Genomic DNA, 17,470 nt, shown 5'->3' with positions numbered 1-17,470 from the left:
CTTCGGCTCAAGGAATGGCGATGTGAGTTAGTTTATGTTAGGCAAGACGGAGTTTTGATTTTGATTTGGATGCGAAAGGAGATGAACCGATGAGCAAACCGCTTCAAGGCAAAACCGCTTTGGTAACGGGAGCCTCCCGCGGCATCGGCCGCAGCATTGCGCTGACTTTGGCTGAAGCTGGTGCCGATATTGTTGTCAACTATGCGGGGAATGAAGAGGCAGCCGCCCGCGTCGTTTCCGAAATCGAGGCACTTGGCGTGAAAGCCTATGCCGCGAAAGCGCATGTAGGCAACAGCGAACAATTCGAGCAAATGGTGAAATCCATGCTTGATGCGTGGGGTCGGATCGATATTCTGGTGAATAACGCAGGAATTACAAGAGATAATTTAATTATGCGTATGAAGGAAGAGGAGTTTGATCAAGTCATCGAGACGAATCTGAAGGGCGTTTTTAACGGGATCAAAGCCGTGACCCGCCCGATGATGAAGCAGCGCTCGGGACGGATTATCAATATCTCTTCGGTAGTTGGCGTGCTTGGCAATGCAGGTCAAGCGAATTATGTCGCTGCCAAAGCCGGGGTCATCGGTCTGACGAAATCATCGGCCCGCGAACTGGCTTCGCGCGGAATTACTGTCAACTGCGTCGCTCCCGGGTTTATCGATACCGATATGACGGGTGAGCTTCCGGAGGAATATCGCCAGAAGCTGCTTGGAGATATCCCGTTAGCCCGTTTGGGACAGCCGGAGGAGATCGCTAGCGTGGTTCAGTTCCTCGCTTCGGACAGCGCGGCCTATATGACCGGACAGACGCTGCACGTGGACGGCGGAATGTATATGTAAATCGCGCCTTTCGCTTCTATGGCATTTTAACTTCAAATCTCTTATAATACCAAAGAGGAGGTGAACCGGATGTCCGATGTATTGGATCGCGTAAAACGCATTGTTGTTGATCGCCTCGGCGCTGATGAAGCCGAAGTGACGCTGGAAGCGTCTTTCAAAGACGACTTAGGTGCGGATTCGCTCGACGTAGTTGAATTGGTCATGGAATTGGAAGATGAATTCGATCTGGAAATTTCCGACGAAGATGCAGAGAAGATTACGACTGTAGGTGAAGTTGTAAACTACATACAATCTCATACCTAATGTCATCCCAAAGTCCCGTACCTCCTACATAGCAGGCGGGACTTCTCCTCATCTTTACCCTCTGCACGCATTCGTGCTTAAGACCAAGAACGATAAGTACACATGAAGTCCATACGAGGTGAGTGTGTTTGAAGCATAGAGTAGTAGTTACAGGAATGGGGGTCGTGACGGCACTGGGCCATGAACTGGACACGCTGTGGAGCAACCTGGTTCAGGGGAAATCCGGCGTTTCGAGGGTTGAGGCGTTTGACGTCAGCGAATACCCAACACAAATTGCGGCTTCCGTGAAAGATTTTAACCCTGAGGATTATGTCGATCGGAAGGAAGCGCGGAAAATGGACCGCTTCGTGCAGTTCGCGACGGCGGCTGCGGTGAACGCGATGAAAGACAGCGGGCTGAACATCGCCGAGCAGGCCGATCCGGAGCGGGTTGGTGTGATGATCGGTTCGGGGATCGGCGGTCTCGGAACTTGGGAAGATCAGCATAATATTTTGCTGGAGAAAGGTCCGAAACGTGTCAGCCCATTTTTTATTCCGATGATGATTGCCAATATGGCTTCGGGCCATGTTTCGATCCTGTTTGGCGCAAAGGGACCCAACACGACGGCGGTGACTGCGTGCGCGACCGGAACTCATTCCATCGGCGATTCGTACAAGCTCATCCAACGGGGTGATGCCGATGTGATGATTTGCGGAGGCGCGGAAGCAACGATCCGTCCGACCGGGATGGCGGGATTTTGTTCGATGCGGGCGATGTCGACCCGAAACGACGAACCGGAGAAAGCCAGCCGGCCGTTTGACATGGAGCGCGACGGTTTCGTTATGGGCGAAGGCGCCGGTATTCTGATCTTGGAATCGTTGGAGCATGCGCAGAAGCGCGGCGCCAAAATCTATGGCGAAGTGATCGGCTACGGGTTGAGCGGAGACGCACACCATATGACCGAGCCGGATCCGAACGGTCCGGAGCGCTGCATGAAGATGGCGATCCGCGATGCCGGCATCGCGCCGGAGGAAGTGGATTACATCAACGCCCATGGGACGTCAACGCCGGTTGGTGACCGCTCGGAGACGATTGCGATCAAGCGTGCGTTTGGCGACCATGCCTACAAATTGGCCGTCAGCTCGACTAAATCGATGACCGGTCACCTGCTTGGGGCTGCCGGCGGTGTGGAGGGCGTCATTTGCGGACTTACCTTGCAACACGGGGTCATTCCGCCAACGATCAACCTAGAGCATCCGGATCCGGAGTGCGATCTGGATTACGTACCCAATGAAGCCAGACGTGCGGACGTCCGCGTCACGATGTCCAATTCGTTCGGATTCGGCGGACATAACGCCACGATCATTATGAAGAAATTCGAAGCATAAGGGGTTAAGTCTGGTGAATGGAGATCTGAAGCAGTTACAGCAAAAACTTGAACTGGCATTCCAAAATCGGCAGCTTCTGAAACAAGCCTTCACCCACGCGTCCTACGTGAACGAGCATCGCTTCAGCCAATACGAGGATAACGAACGCCTGGAATTTCTGGGTGACGCCGTTCTCGAATTGACCGTCTCGGAGCATTTATATCGCTTATTTCCGGATCGTCCCGAAGGTGAGTTGACCAAGCTTCGTGCCGCCATCGTCTGCGAGCCGTCGCTTGTGAAGTTTGCCGAAAGCCTGGAATTTGGACATTACGTCCTGCTGGGCAAAGGCGAGGAGCTAACGGGTGGACGTACCCGTCCGGCACTGCTTGCGGATGTCTTCGAATCCTTTATCGGCGCTTTATATCTGGACCAGGGCCTGGAAGCCGTCACTGCGTTCCTTCACCGCCACGTCTTCCCTAAATTGACCCTGGATGGCAAGCTGGCGACCAGTGACTTCAAGACGGAGCTGCAAGAGCTAACGCAACACCACGGTATGGGCGCATTGGAATACCGGATCGTGGAAGAACGCGGGCCGGCTCATGAACGCGAATTCGTCGCGGAAGTTTGCATGGAAGGGCGTCCGCTCGGCCAGGGAACCGGCAGATCCAAGAAGGAAGCCGAACAGCAGGCGGCGGCTGTGGCGTTGGAGATGCTGAATCAAACTCAGCTTGACGAAAAATAAATCAAAAGGTCGTCCCCCAGGTCTTATGGACCAGTGGGGGACGACCTTTTTTTGAGCCGTGTGTTTCGGTGGAGCTCTAACGCTGATCAGCGTTCCTATCGAGGCATTGATTTGGGATTCTGAAATGTAACGCTTGTGAGGAAGCTTATTCTGCGGTTTTTCACCCCAAAAGGGGTTATTTGGTGTTCATAAGCTTGCTGGTCAGCGTTAGCTTCGAAACTCCGTGTTTTTTGACTTAATAAGCTTCCTGGCAAGCGTTAGCGAAGCATCGCCGTCAATCAGCCTTCCAACCCTGGACACCAGGTTGTTCTTTAGATTAAAGCTAAGGCAGCCGTTTGCGAAGCTCCGTCATCAACGTCAGCGTATCCATGCCAGCATGGTTGCCAAGCAGGATCAGGGTATACCCGCCGCCGAGCTCCCGGGACATGCCGGTAGCATAACCGGTGCCGCTGCCGTTGTGAAAGACGCGCGTGACACCGTTTGCCTCTCCGATCATCCAGCCGTAGCCGTAGTTTTTTGCGGAATACGGGGTGAACATTTGGGAGATCGACGATTGGTGAAGCACCCATTCCGTCTCGAAGGAGCGGACCCAGGTCAGCATGTCGTCGACGCTGGAATACAACGTGCCGGTACCAGATTGGGAGATGTAAGGACCTGCCGGTGCCCACAATTGATCTCCGACGCTAACGTAACCTTGGATCACCGGGATGGAGGGCTTCGCTTCTCCGGTCGCGTTTAAGCCCAATGGTTCAAAGAAGTTCTGCTTCAAATAATCACCGTAACGCATCCCCGAGGCTTTCTCGATGATTCCCGCCAAGATAACATAACCGCTATTGCTGTAAATAAACTTAGTGTTTGGTTCAACAAGCAGCGGTTTGGCTCGGATGGCCTCGATCGTCTCCTGCAAGGTCATGCCAGCTTCGCGCGGAAAGTTCGGGTTAATGCCCGATAGGTGGGACAATAGCAGGCGAATGGTAATCCGGTCCCCGCCAGGGAAACCGGGAAAATACGATTCCAGCGAATCGTCCAGCTTCAGCTTCCCTTCCTCGGCCAGCTTCATCACGGCCGATGCCGTAAATGATTTGGTCAGCGACCCGATACGCGATTTGCGATCGGCGCGGACGAGATGATTTTCTCCGTCATAACCGTAGCCTTTGCGCAGCAGCACCTGATCCCCTTTGGCGATCAAAGCGATGCCGGAATATCGCTGGGCGATCAAATAGCGGTCGGCTGCCTCGGTTTCGGGGAAGCGAATCGTCGCCGAGTCCGGCGTTAAGTCAACTTGCACCGTTTTGCCCACCGTCACGGTACGGAAGTCGGTTTTCAACACCTCCGCCAACCCCCGCAGCGGCACCATCGTGACACCGCCGCGAACAAGCGAGCCGCCGCTCGTCCGGATTGTATTGCCGTTTACGCTGAACAGACCTGTGCCGGCGCGGTACAGGATTGTATCGCCGTGCCACCGAAGCTCCGAAGCGCGCTTGGCGGTGTTCCATTTCACTTCCGCACCCAGGCGCTCGGCTGCCTCGCGCAGCGGCACATAAGTCACTCCGCGGTAGATCAGCGGTGAAGTTGTCCAAGCGACCGCTTGTCCTTGGATCGTCACTTTCGCGGAGGTTACCGCCTGCGTCTGCTGGGCAGCTACCACCGGGAGCGCAGGTGCTAACAGGGAACTGGCTCCAAGGCCTACCGCCAGCAACAGGCCGGTGAGGTAAGAATGTTTTCTAGTGCTCATCTAAGAAGCTCCTTTTACCGATATAAGAGATTGGATTTTCTATCACACTAGCAAAAAGATCATGGGATTTCAAGCGTATGAGGGAAGCGTCGTGCCCCGTTCCCATACGGGACGGATTGCCTGTCCTCCGGGGCCTGCGGTATGTTACAATAGTCGGTAGAGGTGATAGTGAACGTATGTTTTTGAAACGGATAGAGTTAGCGGGCTTCAAATCGTTCGCCGATAAGACGGAGATGGAATTCGTCCGCGGGATTACCGCCGTGGTTGGACCTAACGGCAGCGGCAAGAGCAACATCTCCGACGGCATCCGCTGGGTGCTCGGGGAACAAAGCGCCAAATCGCTGCGCGGCGGGAAAATGGAAGATATCATTTTTGCCGGCAGCGATGCGCGCAAGGCGGTGAATTTCAGCGAGGTTTCATTGACGCTGGATAACACCGATCAGGCGCTGCCGCTGGATTTCAGCGAAGTGACGGTCACCCGGCGGGTCCATCGCAGCGGAGACAGCGAATATTTTATCAACAAACAGGCCTGCAGGCTGAAGGATATCACCGAGCTGTTTATGGACACGGGGATCGGGAAGGAAGCATACTCTATCATCGGGCAAGGCCGGATCGAGGAGATTTTAAGTACCCGTTCGGAGGATCGCCGCGGTATTTTTGAAGAGGCTTCGGGGATCGTGAAATACAAGAGCCGCAAGCGCGATGCTCGTCGCAAGCTGGATGAGACCGAGCAGAACCTGCTGCGTATTAACGACCTGGTGACCGAGTTGGAAGACCAGATCGAACCGCTGAAGGAGCAATCGGAGAAAGCGCTCAGATACAAGGAATTGCGCGAGCAATTAAAAAATAAAGAAATCTCGTTATACGTACATCAGATTGAGCAGATCCATGAATCGTGGAGCGAGGCTAATGCCAAGCTGGCCAAGCTGCAGGAGGAGCAACTGGCGTTGTCGACTGTCGTCTCCGCGCATGATGCCAAACTGGAGAGCGACCGGCTGGCCCTCCGTCAGGTCGAGGACCAAATTGAACTGCTGCAAGGACAATTGCTCGAATACAGCGAAAGCTATGAGAAAACGGAAGGTTATGGTGAGGTCCTAAAGGAGCGCGCCAAAAACCTGACCCAAAACCGCGAGCAGCTGCGTCAATCGCTGGAGGTCAGCGAGGAGCGGTTTGCTCAGCGGCAGCAGGAAAAGGAACAGCTGGCGTCCAAATTCACTGCAGCGGAGCAGCAGTTAAACGAGCTGCGCAATGAGTTGGCGGCGGAGGAAGCGAAGCTGATCGGCGTGACTGGCGGCATCAGCCAAGCGCAAGAAGAAGGCCTGAAAGGCCAATTGCTGGACATCATGAACCGGATGGCGCAATCGCGCAATGAGATCCATTATGCCGATCAGCAGAAGGAAAGCGTCAAACGCCGCATGGAACGCGCCGAAGAAGAAGGCGTGAAATGGACGGATGAGCTGGAGCGGCTCAAGGGGAGCAAAGCCGAGCTCGAGAAGACGCTGGAAAAGCTGGGCAAGGAGATTGCCGATTTACGCGGACAATACATTCAGGAAAGCGAGCGCGTGAATTCGCTGCAGAAGCTCCTGGAAGAGAGCCAGAGCAACCTCCGCAAATGGGAGCAGAAGCGCGAAGCGTTGGTTGCCCGGCGCGACACGATGAAGGAGATGGAGGACGATTACGACGGGTTTGTCCTGGGCGTGAAGGAAGTCCTGAAGGCTTCGAAAAAATCAGCGTTATCCGGGGTCCACGGCGCGGTGGCCGAACTGATTCGGGTTCCCGAGAAGCTGGAGCTTGCCGTTGAGACGGCGCTGGGCGCCGCCATGCAGCATATCGTCATGGAGAACGAGGCCGTATCGCGCCAAGCGATCGCCTTTCTGAAGCAGCGTCAGCTGGGCCGGGCAACGTTCCTGCCGCTGGACGTCATTCGTCCGCGTCAGATTTCCGCAGCGGACAAACGTCTGCTGGAGGAAGCGGACGGATTCGTGGGAATCGGTGCCGAGCTGGTCGGCTATGAGCCACGGTACAAGGACATCGTCGGCAGCCTGCTGGGCAACGTTGTTTTTGCAAGCGACCTGGAACGGGCCAACAAGATGGCGGCACGCCTGCAATACCGCTTCCGTATCGTGACGCTGGAAGGCGACGTCGTGAATGCCGGCGGCTCGATGACCGGGGGCAGCCAGCATCGTAAAAACAGCAACCTGCTGGGACGCAAGCGGCAGCTCGACCAGCTCGCAAGCGACATTCGCGAGTGCGAGGAAATGTTGGACAAGCTGCGCAAAGGCTTGGTGGATGTTCGCAGCCAGCTGGCTAAAGCGGAAAGCGAGCTAACGCGTCTGCGCGAAGCCGGCGATGCCAAGCGGGTCGAGGAGCAGGCCTGCGCGGGCGACCTGAAGCAGGTCGACCACGAGTGGCGCCACGTCTCCGAGCAATTTGAGCTGTACGGCCAGGAGAAGGGCCACTACTTGAAGGAGCTCGAGGATCTCGAAGCGACGAAGAAAGCGGCGGAAGAACGCCTGGTCGAGCTGGAGAAAGAGGAGCAAAGCGTTCAGCAATCGATCCGGGCCGCCGAGTTCGCGCGCAAAGCGAGCGAATCGGCTAAGGAGGAACTGCAGGATTTGCTGACCGGCTTGAAGGTCCGAGAAGGTAAGCTGGATCAGGAATGCCAGTCGCTGCGCGAGCAGTTGCGCCGTGCGGAGGACGAATTCAAGGTGCAGGAGCGTGAGCTGGGGCAAAACCGTACGATTCTGCAATCCATCGAAGCGGACCTCAAGCAAAATGAAGAGCAGACCGTCAAACAGCGGGAAGAACTCAACGACTTCAAGCTGAAGAAGGAGCGGGCCAGCGAGCAACTGGAACTGGAGCGCGCTTCGCGCGCCGTGCTTGTGAAGAAGCTGGAGGAAGGCGAAAGCGAAACGAAGGAGCAGCGGCTGGGGCTGAAGGCCGTCGAGGAGCAGCTGCGCCAGACGGAAATTCAGGCCAACCGCCTCGACGTGGAGCTGGACAATATCCTGCGCAAGCTGTCCGAGGATTACGAGCTTAGCTATGAGCTGGCGAAGCAGCGTTACGCCGTGCCGGAGGATGTGCCGCAAACCCAGGCGGATGTCAAGGAGTTGAAACGGCAAATCACGCTGCTTGGCGAGGTGAACCTCGGCGCGATTGAGGAATATAACCGCGTGTCCGAGCGGTACCAGTTCCTTAGCGAGCAGAAGGATGATCTCGTCGAAGCGAAAACGACGTTGTACCAGGTGATCCGCGAGATGGACGAGGAGATGTCCAAACGCTTCAAGACGACATTTGACGCAATTCGCCGCGAATTCGTCATCGTCTTCTCGAAGCTGTTTGGCGGCGGACGGGCGGATCTGATTCTGGTTGATCCGGACAATCTGCTGGATACAGGGATCGACGTGGTTGCCCAGCCGCCGGGCAAGAAGCTGCAAAATCTGCAACTGCTCTCCGGGGGAGAGCGGGCGTTAACCGCGATGGCGCTGCTGTTTGCGATCCTGCAGGTGAAGCCGGTGCCGTTCTGCGTGCTCGACGAAGTTGAGGCGGCGCTGGACGAGGCTAACGTGGCTCGGTTCGCTCAATATTTACGCGAGTTCTCCGAGCAGACCCAGTTTATCGTCGTCACTCACCGCAAAGGTACAATGGAAGAAGCCGACGTGCTGTACGGCGTGACGATGGAGGAGGGCGGCGTATCCAAGCTGGTCTCCGTGAAGCTGGAGGACGAAGAGACGGTCGAAATCGCTTAAGCACTTACGGTGGCACGGGAGTCAAGACGATGGCTTGGCTCTCCTGCCACGTTTTTATTTCGACCCCGCAGGTGAGAAAATTGCTTGCATCCTCGCGGTATGCGATAATGAGTTGAAGTGATGAAGGAGGAAATTTTCCCTATGAGTTTCTTTAAGAAACTGAAAGAAAGCATTGCATCCAAAACGGAATCCGTAACGAAACAATTCAGGGACGGGCTGGAGAAGAGCCGCAAAGGCTTTGTTGAAAAAGTAACGGAGCTCGTGACCCGGCGCAAAAAAATCGATGAGGAATTTTTCGAAGAGCTGGAGGAAATCCTGATTGGCGCCGATGTTGGCGTAAACACCGTGCTGAAGCTGATCGACGATCTGCGGGCGGAAGTGAAGCAGCGCCGCATCGAGGATGCAGCCGAGCTGCAGCCGCTGCTGTCGGAGAAGCTGACCGAGCTGCTGCGCGGGGATGAAGACAGCGAAATGCATTTGAATCCGGATGGGATCAGCGTGATTTTGTTCGTTGGCGTCAACGGCGTCGGCAAAACGACAACGATCGGCAAGCTGGCCCATTATTATAAACAGCAGGGCAAGAAGGTGATCCTGGCCGCCGGTGACACGTTCCGCGCTGGTGCGATCGAGCAGCTGGAGGTGTGGGGTAAACGGGCCGAGGTAGACGTGATCAAGCAACAAGCCGGTTCCGATCCGGCGGCGGTGATGTTCGATGCAGTTCAGGCCGCCAAGCAGCGCGGGGCGGATATCCTGCTGTGCGATACAGCAGGGCGTCTGCAGAATAAATCCAACCTCATGGAGGAGCTGAACAAAATCTACCGCGTTATCCAGCGGGAAATTCCGGGCGCTCCGCATGAGGTGTTAATGGTGCTGGACGCCACCACTGGACAAAACGCGTTGAGCCAAGCGAAGCTGTTTGGCGAGAAAAGCGGCGTAACCGGTCTCGTGCTCACCAAGCTGGATGGGACCGCCAAGGGCGGGATTGTCATCGCCATCCGTCAGGAGCTTAGCCTTCCGGTGAAATTCGTTGGCCTTGGCGAGAAAATGGACGACCTGCAAAAATTTGATTCCGAGCAATTTGTACACGGCTTGTTTGCCGGCTTAATTGCGGAGGAGGAAGAAGCCGAAGAGGCTTAATTCAACAGTCTGTTGTAACATTCAGCGGGGCTCCGCCGTATGATGATCATAGGCGGACGCCCGGTAAGACATACTAATCAAGAGATTTATAGGAGGTGACAGGATGGCCAATACGCATACTTACGACCGCCGCGAGGAAATCGCCAATGCGATCACTCACGGAATCGGCGCCTTGCTCAGTGTAGCGGGATTAGTATTGCTGATCGTTTTTTCCAGTATGAAGGGTACAGCTTGGCATGTCGTCAGCTTTACGATTTACGGGGCGAGCATGCTGCTGCTATACCTGTGCTCCACCCTTGTGCACAGCTTTAGGGAAGGCAAGTTGAAGGATTTGTTCGAGTTTTTCGATCATTCCTCCATCTATATTTATATCGCGGGGACGTATACTCCATTTCTACTGGTGGCAGTACGAGGAGCACTTGGCTGGAGCTTGTTCGGTACCATTTGGGGGATTGCGCTGCTTGGCGTCGTCTTCAAAGCCTTTTTCGTCAAAAGGTTTCTGTTCATGTCGACGTTTTTCTACCTGATCATGGGCTGGCTGATCGTGATCGTTTGGGGACCGCTAACCGCGGCAATGCCGCATCAGGGGATCGTCCTGCTGGTTGCGGGCGGATTGGCCTACACGTTGGGAACGATCTTTTATGTATGGCGGGGGTTCCCTTACCACCATGCGATCTGGCATCTGTTCGTACTTGGCGGCAGCGTCACGCATTTCTTTGCGATACTGCTGTATCTGCTGCCCGGTCGTTAAGTCGCTGATGAGGAGCAAGCCGCTTTCCGAAGCATCGGAAGGCGGCTTTTTTGCCGGATAAACATCGGTTAGCGGCGTTTAATTTGATGTTAAGGAAAAATGCTTGACATCCATCCTGGCATTCGGTATCATAGGAAAAGTTGATGCGCTGTAAAGTGTTTTTCCTTGACGGAGGGGGTGCCCAGATGAGTCAGGAGAATAGGCTTGAGAAGACGAACCGGATCAACCTTTTGTTTGACTTCTATGAAGCGCTGCTTACGGAGAAACAGCAGACCTTCTTAAAATATTATTTTCTCGATGACTTTTCGCTGGGGGAAATCGCCGCCGAATTCGAGATCAGCCGTCAGGCGGTATATGAGCATATCAAACGGGCCGAAGGCATGCTGGAAACGTACGAGGAGAAGCTGGGCCTGCTGAAGAAGCACGAAGCAAGGAGCGGCGTGTTATCTCGGCTGGAGCAGTTGGTTGACGACAGCGCGATGTCCCCGTTACATAAAGAAACGGCAAGAAATTTGCTTCGCGAGGCGGAGCAATTGTAAGATGACGATATAGATTAAATCAACCATTTTGTGAATGGGGGTGACGGTGATATGGCATTTGAAGGTTTGACAAGCCGCCTGCAGAACGTGTTCAGCAAGCTACGCGGGAAAGGCAAGGTCTCGGAGGATGATGTCAACGAAGCGATGCGCGAGGTAAGGCTCGCTTTGCTGGAAGCGGACGTCAACTTTAAAGTCGTCAAGGAATTCATCGCCAAGGTGAAGGAGAAGGCCGTCGGCAAAGAGGTCATGGACAGCTTTACGCCGGGGATGGTCATCATCGATATCGTCAACAAAGAACTGACCGAGCTGATGGGCGGAAGCCAAGCCAAGCTGTCTCGCAGCAACCGGCCGCCTACCGTCGTTATGATGGCGGGCCTGCAAGGCGCCGGGAAGACCACCACCTCGGCGAAGCTGGCCAAGCTTCTCTTGAAAGAGAATCACCGGCCGCTGCTCGTGGCGGGGGATATCTATCGTCCCGCAGCGATCAAGCAGCTCCAGGTGCTCGGCGAGCAGATCAAAGTGCCGGTCTTTACGCTGCCGGAGGGGAACAGCCCGGTTGAAATCGCCCGTCAGGCGCTGCAGCATGCCAAAGATAACGGCAACGATTACCTGCTGATTGATACCGCAGGCCGGCTGCATGTGGATGAAGAGTTGATGGAGGAGCTGCGGCAAATCCATGAAGTGACGAATCCGGATGAAGTGTTGCTGGTCGTGGACGCCATGACCGGTCAAGACGCGGTAAACGTAGCGGAGAGCTTCAATCAGCAGTTGACGCTAACCGGGGTTGTGCTGACCAAGCTGGATGGCGATACCCGAGGCGGTGCGGCGTTGTCGGTTAAAGCGGTGACCGGTTGCCCGATTAAGTTCGCCGCACTTGGCGAGAAGATCGATGCGCTGGAGCCGTTCCATCCGGAGCGGATGGCCTCGCGGATTCTCGGGATGGGCGACATGCTGTCGCTGATCGAGAAGGCGCAGTCCAACATCGATGCGGAGAAAGCCAAGGAAATGGAACGGAAAATGCGCAATGCGGAGTTTACGTTCGAGGATTTCCTGGAGCAGATGGATCAGGTGAAGAAGCTGGGTCCGCTGGATCAGCTGATGGACATGATCCCCGGCATGGGCAAGATGAAACAGATGCAGAACGTCCAGGTGGACGAGAAGCAAATGGGCCGGGTGGAAGCCATCGTGCATTCGATGACCAAAGAGGAGAAGCAACATCCCGACATGATCAATCATAGCCGGCGCAAGCGGATTGCCGCAGGCAGCGGGACCACGCTCGCCGATGTCAATCGCTTGATCAAGCAATTTGACGAAATGCGCCGCGTGATGAAGCAGTTCTCCGACATGATGGGGCCGAAAGGCAAAGGCAACAAGATGATGAAGCAATTAAGCAAAGCCGGCAAAGGGATGCGTTTCCCTTTCCGTTAATCTTAATAAACTAAAGTTCATTCTTTGAAGGAGGTGAATTTCGTGGCAGTTCGTATCCGTTTGAAACGTATTGGTGCTCATAAAGCTCCTTTCTACCGTATCGTGGTTTCGAATTCTCGTTCCCCGCGTGACGGCCGTTTTATCGAGGAGATTGGTTACTATAACCCGGTTGCACAACCGGCAGTAGTCAACATCGATGAAGAGAAAGCATTGAAATGGCTCCAAGATGGTGCGCAAGCATCTGATACCGTTCGCAATCTGCTGAGCAAAGCAGGCGTTATGAAGAAATTCCATGAGCTTAGACAGCAGAAATAATTGCTGATTCGGAGGGTCGTATATGGAACAATTAGTCGGCGTTATCGCGAAGGCTCTTGTTGATCATCCGGACGACGTGCGCGTGGAGGTCGTGGAGAAGGATCACCTGATCGTCTATGAGCTTTCCGTACATCCTGACGATGTAGGGAAGGTCATCGGCAAACAGGGGAGAATCGCCAAGGCACTCCGCACGGTCGTAGCATCGGCAGCGGTCAAGATGGATAAGCGGGTCACCGTGGATATCATGTCTTGATCGGCAACTTCATAATGGTAGACGAAAGCGGGTTAGGATGTTTGTCCTAGCCCTTTTTCGTACATGCTGAAGCAGAAGGATCCTGGGACGGAAGGGGTCAGCTGCGAGAACGACGAGGAGATATCAATCGGGAGGTTATTATGTCGGATTCATTATTGTCGGTGGGCAAAATCGTGAATACGCACGGGATTCGCGGGGAGCTTCGGGTACTGCTGCAGACGGATTTTCCGGAGGTGCGCTTTGCCCCGAAAAAACGGCTTCTGATCATTCATCCAGAAACGGGAGAACGGCAAGAGGTCACCGTGCAGACAGCCCGTCCGTACAAACAGATGTATATCGTCAAATTCGCCGAGTTTTCCAATATCAACGAGGTGGAGCCTTTTAAAGGCCGGGATCTGAAGGTGAGCAAAGCGGAAACCGTGGAGTTGCCGGCAAACGAATATTACTTCCATGAAATCATCGGCTGCAAGGTCGTTAGCGATGAGGGGGAGGATCTTGGCGAAATCATCGAGATTTTACGGCCTGGAGCAAACGATGTATGGGTGGCTAAGCTGCCGAACGGCAAGCAGTTGCTGCTTCCAGTCATCGATGATGTTGTCCTTGACGTAGACGTAAAGGAGAAAATCGTCAAAGTGCATGTCATGGAAGGGCTGTTGTAACATGCGAGTGGATGTGTTGACCTTGTTTCCGGAAATGTTCGCCGGCGTGTTCGGCAGCAGCATTCTCGGGAAAGCTCAAGATAAAGGGATCGTATCGTTAAATGCGATCAATTTCCGGGATTATTCGGGGAATAAGCATGGCAGCGTAGATGATACGCCATATGGCGGTGGGGGCGGGATGGTCCTCAAGCCGGAGCCGATCTTCCGCGCAGTGGAGGACTTGCTCGGGCGAACTGCCGGCGAGGAAGCGGGAGGGTCGTCAGACGAGAAGGCCGTAGCCGCGGACCCCGGCTTGACCCCTAACGCTTCCAGCCGTCCCCCGCGGATTATCCTGATGTGCCCGCAAGGCGAGACGTTTACGCAGAAGAAAGCGGAGGAATTGGCCCAGGAGGACCATCTGGTGTTTATTTGCGGCCACTACGAGGGTTATGACGAACGGATTCGTGAGCATCTGGTCACCGATGAGCTGTCGATCGGCGATTATGTGCTGACTGGCGGGGAGCTGCCAGCGATGATTGTAATCGACAGCGTCACGCGCCTGCTGCCCGGTGTATTGGGCAATGAAACAAGCGCCGTAACCGATTCGTTCAGCACCGGGTTGCTGGAGTATCCGCATTACACGCGCCCGGTCGAATTTCGCGGTTGGAAGGTGCCGGACATTCTGCTGAGCGGACATCATGCCAATGTCGATGAATGGCGGCGTAAGGAAGCGCTCCGCCGAACGTTGGAGCGACGTCCAGACTTGCTGGAAAAGGTGGAATTATCAGCTCAAGAACAACGTTGGCTGGAGCAAATGAAAGCTAATCCTCAGAAAGAGTAGGATTAAGTAAGGTCTTCATGTCGGTATTAGATGTGACCGTTAATCGGTTTAAGGTCATTAACCGGTCACCGGGCTTCACAAAGCCTTGGCGAACCGTGAAAGCCATGCGATACCCATTCTCCTGCAGTTCATAAATCATTTGCTTGGATTTCTCACCAAAAGGGTAAGCAAAATAAGGGGAGTCTACCACGGTTTCCTTCATCTTGGTGATATCCTCTTGGATCAACGAGGAGTCTAGTCCTGCGGATGCAGCAACTCCGCATTTTTCGAAGCCTTTGTAATGCAGATCGTAAGTATGGCTGTGAAACTCGAACACATCGCCCGCCGCTTTGATTTCTTCCTTCGAGAGATACGTTTTCTTTGCGGGATCAAAGACCTGCGTTTCTTCTTCTATTTTGCTGCCAATGACAAATATGGCGGCTTTGAATCCATAACTTTTGAGAATCGGATAGGCATAGATATAGTTATTTTGGTATCCGTCATCAAAGGTAATCACGACGCTCTTGGCGGGCAAGGTCATTTGTCCCCTAACGTATTGTTCAAGCTCGCTTAAAGAGGCTGTATAATACCCCTGTTCATGGAGATAAGCCATCTCTTGTTCAAAAGCCTCGAGATTAATCATCGAGTTGTTGCCAGGTTCTTTATTGTATTGTTTGGGGGTAAGGTAATGATACATCAGCACGGGCACTTCTGCTGCGGTGCCCGGGGCGATGGAAAAGCCCTTAGGCAGCGTTGGAGAAGACTCATGATGAGGATGGCTTGTCGTAAAAACCATATTTTTAACCATACTCCATGAAGTACATGCTTTACGTGCCAATACCGTATTCGGATGGGTCACTGCAGCCGAATATACAAGAATCAAAATAGCTAAGCAAAATAGTACATAATTCGATAATCTTTTTCTCATCTCTCCAAAGTCTCCTATTTTCTCTAATAAATCTATTTTATTGGTATACAAAAACGAAGTGGTTACGATTTGATTGCAATAGGTACTTTTTTTATAGATCCAAACAACAAAACCCCCGGGTAACTACCCGAGGGTTTTGCTCAATTGGTATTATTCGACGATATAGCCGGCGGCGATGACGTCTTTTTTGCTTAAAACCACCGATCCCAACTCTTTCTTCACGGCAATCAAGTGAGAACGATTTGTCACGACGGAAGTTGTCTCCCCGTCCTTCAGGTTCGAGGCGTTGAGGCTAAAGGCGATTTCGCCTCCCGATCGGATGACGTACACGTTGGGAGTATCATCGGATTGCGAAGCGGAAAGGCGCGTGTTCGCTGCGACCAGTTCAGACAAGGTGATCCAATCCTTCTTTGTAGTGAATGAAATGGTTTTGGTTGCACCATCATAGGTCGTGTCATAGTTAAACAGGCTTGCAGCTTCCCGAATCGGGACATACGTGGTTCCGTTAAAGACCAGTGCATCCGCAGTCAGCTTGGTTTGCCCGTTCACCACATAATTGAAATACTTAATGCTGGCTCTAACCGCTTTTGCTGCGGGGGCAGCCCCCACCACAGTAGCCGAGCCTAGCAAGGCACAAGCCACTACCGCGAGTACAAATTTTTTCATACCAATTCCTCCAATCGCTTAGTCATCTTCTAAGAATATTACCCACAAGTTCATCCAATGACATAGGATTTATGGGTTATTTTGGAGAAGAGACGACGGGACGATAGGACTAGTGGATAGGGAATATTGGACAAAGAGAAGGGGGCAAGCGGGCAGCGAAGCGAAATAGGGACTTAGGCGGTGGACGTCTAAACTCTTGCGAGGGTGCGCGCCTATGGCTTATAATGGAAACATGCGATTGATAAACGGTTAACGAGGAACGGCAAAACGTTAACCTCCATGTTTTCATATCGGGGTATGGCGCAGTCAGGTAGCGCGCACCCTTGGGGTGGGTGAGGCCGTGGGTTCGAATCCCGCTACTCCGATTTTTCCTTTATTAATGTGATCAAAGTCAGAAATAATGTTGCTATATAAGACTACACCTGACAGATTAACATCTGCTTTAGGGAGTGGTCTTTTTTGCTGTATAATTTTCCCACCTGTCGTTGTATGTGTTATGTGGAACATGGTACAATGTAGTTGTACTTTTATCCTTTATACCTGCTTTGTATGTAAATTTGCTCAAATGCCAACGCTTTTACCAAGTGAAAATTTACTTGGAGATGAGTGCATTGAGCAACAAGGAGTTGAAAAAAATGAGTGTGGTATTAAGAAAGTCTTCTGCGCTTCGCTCAGTTGCATTAACAAAAAAACTTCGAAGTAAATCAAAAAGAAGTATCGCTGAAATAGAAAAATTATTAGGTCTAGATAAAATTGAACCCATGAAAGTGACAATGTCTGACGCAAAAGATATGGAAAATGACATGGAGTATTTTAAAGGTTGGTATGAAGATGAACTCAGAAAAATCCTCAAGCAGCAATAAGGTCGCCCAATTAGCTGAAGCAAGAAGAAAAGCTAAGCATGGCGACTTTTTCTTTGCGAGGTATTCAACCATAGGACAACCTGTAAGAGAAGCTCCAGTTTTTATTGTTGGAGATGAGGACAACGAGGATGTTGTTGTTTGTAGCTGCACTAAGTCGCCACCTCGCAATCCATATGATATTCAAGTGAGATTGAAACTTCCTACTAGTGTTCGGACAAGTAAACTTTACACAATAAATCGAGAGCAGTTATTGTTTAAAATACCTCAAGGCCCCTCTCCAGAGGAATATAAAAACATAATGCAGCAATTATCTAAATTTCTACATATGTAATTCGAAAAGTCACTCCATCTTGTCTGTTAAATCGAGAGTTTATGTCTATGACTAATTTAGAAAGATGGGATATGGCTATGCAGCAAC

At 52.9% G+C, this 17,470-nt stretch carries 18 protein-coding genes and 1 tRNA gene; 16 read left to right on the top strand and 3 right to left on the bottom strand.

The annotated features are described in order from the left end of the window. The first annotated feature begins 89 nt into the window (after positions 1–89). The 4 genes from fabG (at position 90) to rnc (ending at position 3,230) form a co-directional block, all read left to right on the top strand. Positions 90–839 (top strand): 3-oxoacyl-ACP reductase FabG, encoded by a 750-nt coding sequence (gene fabG, locus BN3277_RS18960; protein WP_059045429.1) that lies wholly within the window; start codon positions 90–92, stop codon positions 837–839. Between the two features lie 69 nt (positions 840–908). Continuing rightward, the gene (gene acpP, locus BN3277_RS18955; protein ID WP_018750834.1) at positions 909–1,142 is read left to right on the top strand and encodes an acyl carrier protein; all 234 of its coding nucleotides are present in this window, start codon (positions 909–911) and stop codon (positions 1,140–1,142) included. A 128-nt stretch (positions 1,143–1,270) separates the two neighbouring features. After that, the gene (gene fabF, locus BN3277_RS18950; protein ID WP_082691525.1) at positions 1,271–2,509 is read left to right on the top strand and encodes a beta-ketoacyl-ACP synthase II; all 1,239 of its coding nucleotides are present in this window, start codon (positions 1,271–1,273) and stop codon (positions 2,507–2,509) included. Positions 2,510–2,522: 13 nt separating this feature from the next. Further along, positions 2,523–3,230: a ribonuclease III gene (gene rnc / locus BN3277_RS18945; RefSeq protein ID WP_059045425.1), complete on the top strand. Its 708-nt coding sequence runs from the start codon at positions 2,523–2,525 to the stop codon at positions 3,228–3,230. Between the two features lie 322 nt (positions 3,231–3,552). Here the strand turns inward: rnc and BN3277_RS18940 are convergent, their stop codons facing one another. Further along, positions 3,553–4,965 (bottom strand): serine hydrolase domain-containing protein, encoded by a 1,413-nt coding sequence (locus BN3277_RS18940; RefSeq protein ID WP_059045423.1) that lies wholly within the window; start codon positions 4,963–4,965, stop codon positions 3,553–3,555. 176 nt (positions 4,966–5,141) lie between these two features. Here BN3277_RS18940 and smc point away from each other — a divergent pair, with 176 nt between their 5' ends. The 9 genes from smc to trmD all read left to right on the top strand — a co-directional run bounded on the left by smc (position 5,142) and on the right by trmD (position 14,616). Then, positions 5,142–8,714, top strand: a complete 3,573-nt coding sequence (gene smc / locus BN3277_RS18935; RefSeq protein ID WP_059045421.1) for a chromosome segregation protein SMC — start codon at positions 5,142–5,144, stop codon at positions 8,712–8,714. A 141-nt stretch (positions 8,715–8,855) separates the two neighbouring features. After that, positions 8,856–9,851 carry a signal recognition particle-docking protein FtsY gene (gene ftsY / locus BN3277_RS18930; protein WP_059045419.1) on the top strand — a complete coding sequence of 332 codons (996 nt, stop codon included), beginning with the start codon at positions 8,856–8,858 and terminating at the stop codon, positions 9,849–9,851. 103 nt (positions 9,852–9,954) lie between these two features. Further along, on the top strand, positions 9,955–10,602 hold the full coding sequence (trhA, locus tag BN3277_RS18925; protein ID WP_059045418.1) for a PAQR family membrane homeostasis protein TrhA: 648 nt from the start codon (positions 9,955–9,957) through the stop codon (positions 10,600–10,602). Positions 10,603–10,787: 185 nt separating this feature from the next. Further along, the gene (locus BN3277_RS18920; RefSeq protein WP_059045416.1) at positions 10,788–11,141 is read left to right on the top strand and encodes a putative DNA-binding protein; all 354 of its coding nucleotides are present in this window, start codon (positions 10,788–10,790) and stop codon (positions 11,139–11,141) included. A 51-nt stretch (positions 11,142–11,192) separates the two neighbouring features. Beyond that, complete coding sequence (ffh, locus tag BN3277_RS18915; RefSeq protein WP_059045414.1) at positions 11,193–12,569, top strand: signal recognition particle protein; 1,377 nt, start codon at positions 11,193–11,195, stop codon at positions 12,567–12,569. Positions 12,570–12,611: 42 nt separating this feature from the next. Further along, positions 12,612–12,884: a 30S ribosomal protein S16 gene (gene rpsP / locus BN3277_RS18910; RefSeq protein ID WP_059045412.1), complete on the top strand. Its 273-nt coding sequence runs from the start codon at positions 12,612–12,614 to the stop codon at positions 12,882–12,884. Between the two features lie 22 nt (positions 12,885–12,906). Further along, positions 12,907–13,137: a KH domain-containing protein gene (locus tag BN3277_RS18905; RefSeq protein WP_059045410.1), complete on the top strand. Its 231-nt coding sequence runs from the start codon at positions 12,907–12,909 to the stop codon at positions 13,135–13,137. A gap of 140 nt (positions 13,138–13,277) precedes the next feature. Then, positions 13,278–13,796: a ribosome maturation factor RimM gene (rimM, locus tag BN3277_RS18900; RefSeq protein ID WP_059045409.1), complete on the top strand. Its 519-nt coding sequence runs from the start codon at positions 13,278–13,280 to the stop codon at positions 13,794–13,796. Between the two features lies 1 nt (position 13,797). Beyond that, complete coding sequence (gene trmD / locus BN3277_RS18895) at positions 13,798–14,616, top strand: tRNA (guanosine(37)-N1)-methyltransferase TrmD (protein WP_059045407.1); 819 nt, start codon at positions 13,798–13,800, stop codon at positions 14,614–14,616. On the opposite strand, the gene BN3277_RS18890 is transcribed toward trmD, so the two are convergent. Then, on the bottom strand, positions 14,597–15,523 hold the full coding sequence (locus BN3277_RS18890) for a polysaccharide deacetylase family protein (RefSeq protein ID WP_059045405.1): 927 nt from the start codon (positions 15,521–15,523) through the stop codon (positions 14,597–14,599). The genes trmD and BN3277_RS18890 overlap by 20 nt on opposite strands. A gap of 150 nt (positions 15,524–15,673) precedes the next feature. Beyond that, complete coding sequence (locus tag BN3277_RS18885; RefSeq protein ID WP_059045404.1) at positions 15,674–16,189, bottom strand: stalk domain-containing protein; 516 nt, start codon at positions 16,187–16,189, stop codon at positions 15,674–15,676. Positions 16,190–16,480: 291 nt separating this feature from the next. Here BN3277_RS18885 and BN3277_RS18880 point away from each other — a divergent pair. From BN3277_RS18880 to BN3277_RS25590, 3 genes are all read left to right on the top strand, one after another. Then, positions 16,481–16,554 (top strand) — tRNA-Pro (locus BN3277_RS18880). 270 nt (positions 16,555–16,824) lie between these two features. Continuing rightward, positions 16,825–17,052, top strand: coding sequence for a hypothetical protein (locus tag BN3277_RS18875; RefSeq protein ID WP_148501079.1), 228 nt, complete (start codon positions 16,825–16,827; stop codon positions 17,050–17,052). After that, a complete protein-coding gene (locus BN3277_RS25590; RefSeq protein ID WP_148501077.1) occupies positions 17,021–17,383 on the top strand; it encodes a hypothetical protein in 363 nt (120 codons plus the stop codon). Before BN3277_RS18875 ends, BN3277_RS25590 begins: the two co-directional genes overlap by 32 nt. Positions 17,384–17,470 lie beyond the last annotated feature (87 nt).

This window comes from Paenibacillus rubinfantis (assembly GCF_001486505.1).
In the GTDB taxonomy this organism is placed as follows: domain Bacteria; phylum Bacillota; class Bacilli; order Paenibacillales; family Paenibacillaceae; genus Fontibacillus; species Fontibacillus rubinfantis.
Note: the sequence above shows the minus strand (reverse complement) of the source record. Positions and strands in the feature narration are given on the sequence as shown.

Bases quoted from the DNA above. Each gene is read 5' to 3' on its own strand.
- fabG (WP_059045429.1), top strand. From the start codon at position 90: ATGAGCAAACCGCTTCAAGGCAAAACCGCTTTGGTAACGGGAGCCTCC.
- acpP (WP_018750834.1), top strand. From the start codon at position 909: ATGTCCGATGTATTGGATCGCGTAAAACGCATTGTTGTTGATCGCCTC.
- BN3277_RS18940 (WP_059045423.1), bottom strand. From the start codon at position 4,965: ATGAGCACTAGAAAACATTCTTACCTCACCGGCCTGTTGCTGGCGGTA.
- smc (WP_059045421.1), top strand. From the start codon at position 5,142: ATGTTTTTGAAACGGATAGAGTTAGCGGGCTTCAAATCGTTCGCCGAT.
- ftsY (WP_059045419.1), top strand. From the start codon at position 8,856: ATGAGTTTCTTTAAGAAACTGAAAGAAAGCATTGCATCCAAAACGGAA.
- trhA (WP_059045418.1), top strand. From the start codon at position 9,955: ATGGCCAATACGCATACTTACGACCGCCGCGAGGAAATCGCCAATGCG.
- BN3277_RS18920 (WP_059045416.1), top strand. From the start codon at position 10,788: ATGAGTCAGGAGAATAGGCTTGAGAAGACGAACCGGATCAACCTTTTG.
- ffh (WP_059045414.1), top strand. From the start codon at position 11,193: ATGGCATTTGAAGGTTTGACAAGCCGCCTGCAGAACGTGTTCAGCAAG.
- BN3277_RS18905 (WP_059045410.1), top strand. From the start codon at position 12,907: ATGGAACAATTAGTCGGCGTTATCGCGAAGGCTCTTGTTGATCATCCG.
- rimM (WP_059045409.1), top strand. From the start codon at position 13,278: ATGTCGGATTCATTATTGTCGGTGGGCAAAATCGTGAATACGCACGGG.
- trmD (WP_059045407.1), top strand. From the start codon at position 13,798: ATGCGAGTGGATGTGTTGACCTTGTTTCCGGAAATGTTCGCCGGCGTG.
- BN3277_RS18890 (WP_059045405.1), bottom strand. From the start codon at position 15,523: ATGAGAAAAAGATTATCGAATTATGTACTATTTTGCTTAGCTATTTTG.
- BN3277_RS18885 (WP_059045404.1), bottom strand. From the start codon at position 16,189: ATGAAAAAATTTGTACTCGCGGTAGTGGCTTGTGCCTTGCTAGGCTCG.
- BN3277_RS18875 (WP_148501079.1), top strand. From the start codon at position 16,825: ATGAGTGTGGTATTAAGAAAGTCTTCTGCGCTTCGCTCAGTTGCATTA.
- BN3277_RS25590 (WP_148501077.1), top strand. From the start codon at position 17,021: ATGAACTCAGAAAAATCCTCAAGCAGCAATAAGGTCGCCCAATTAGCT.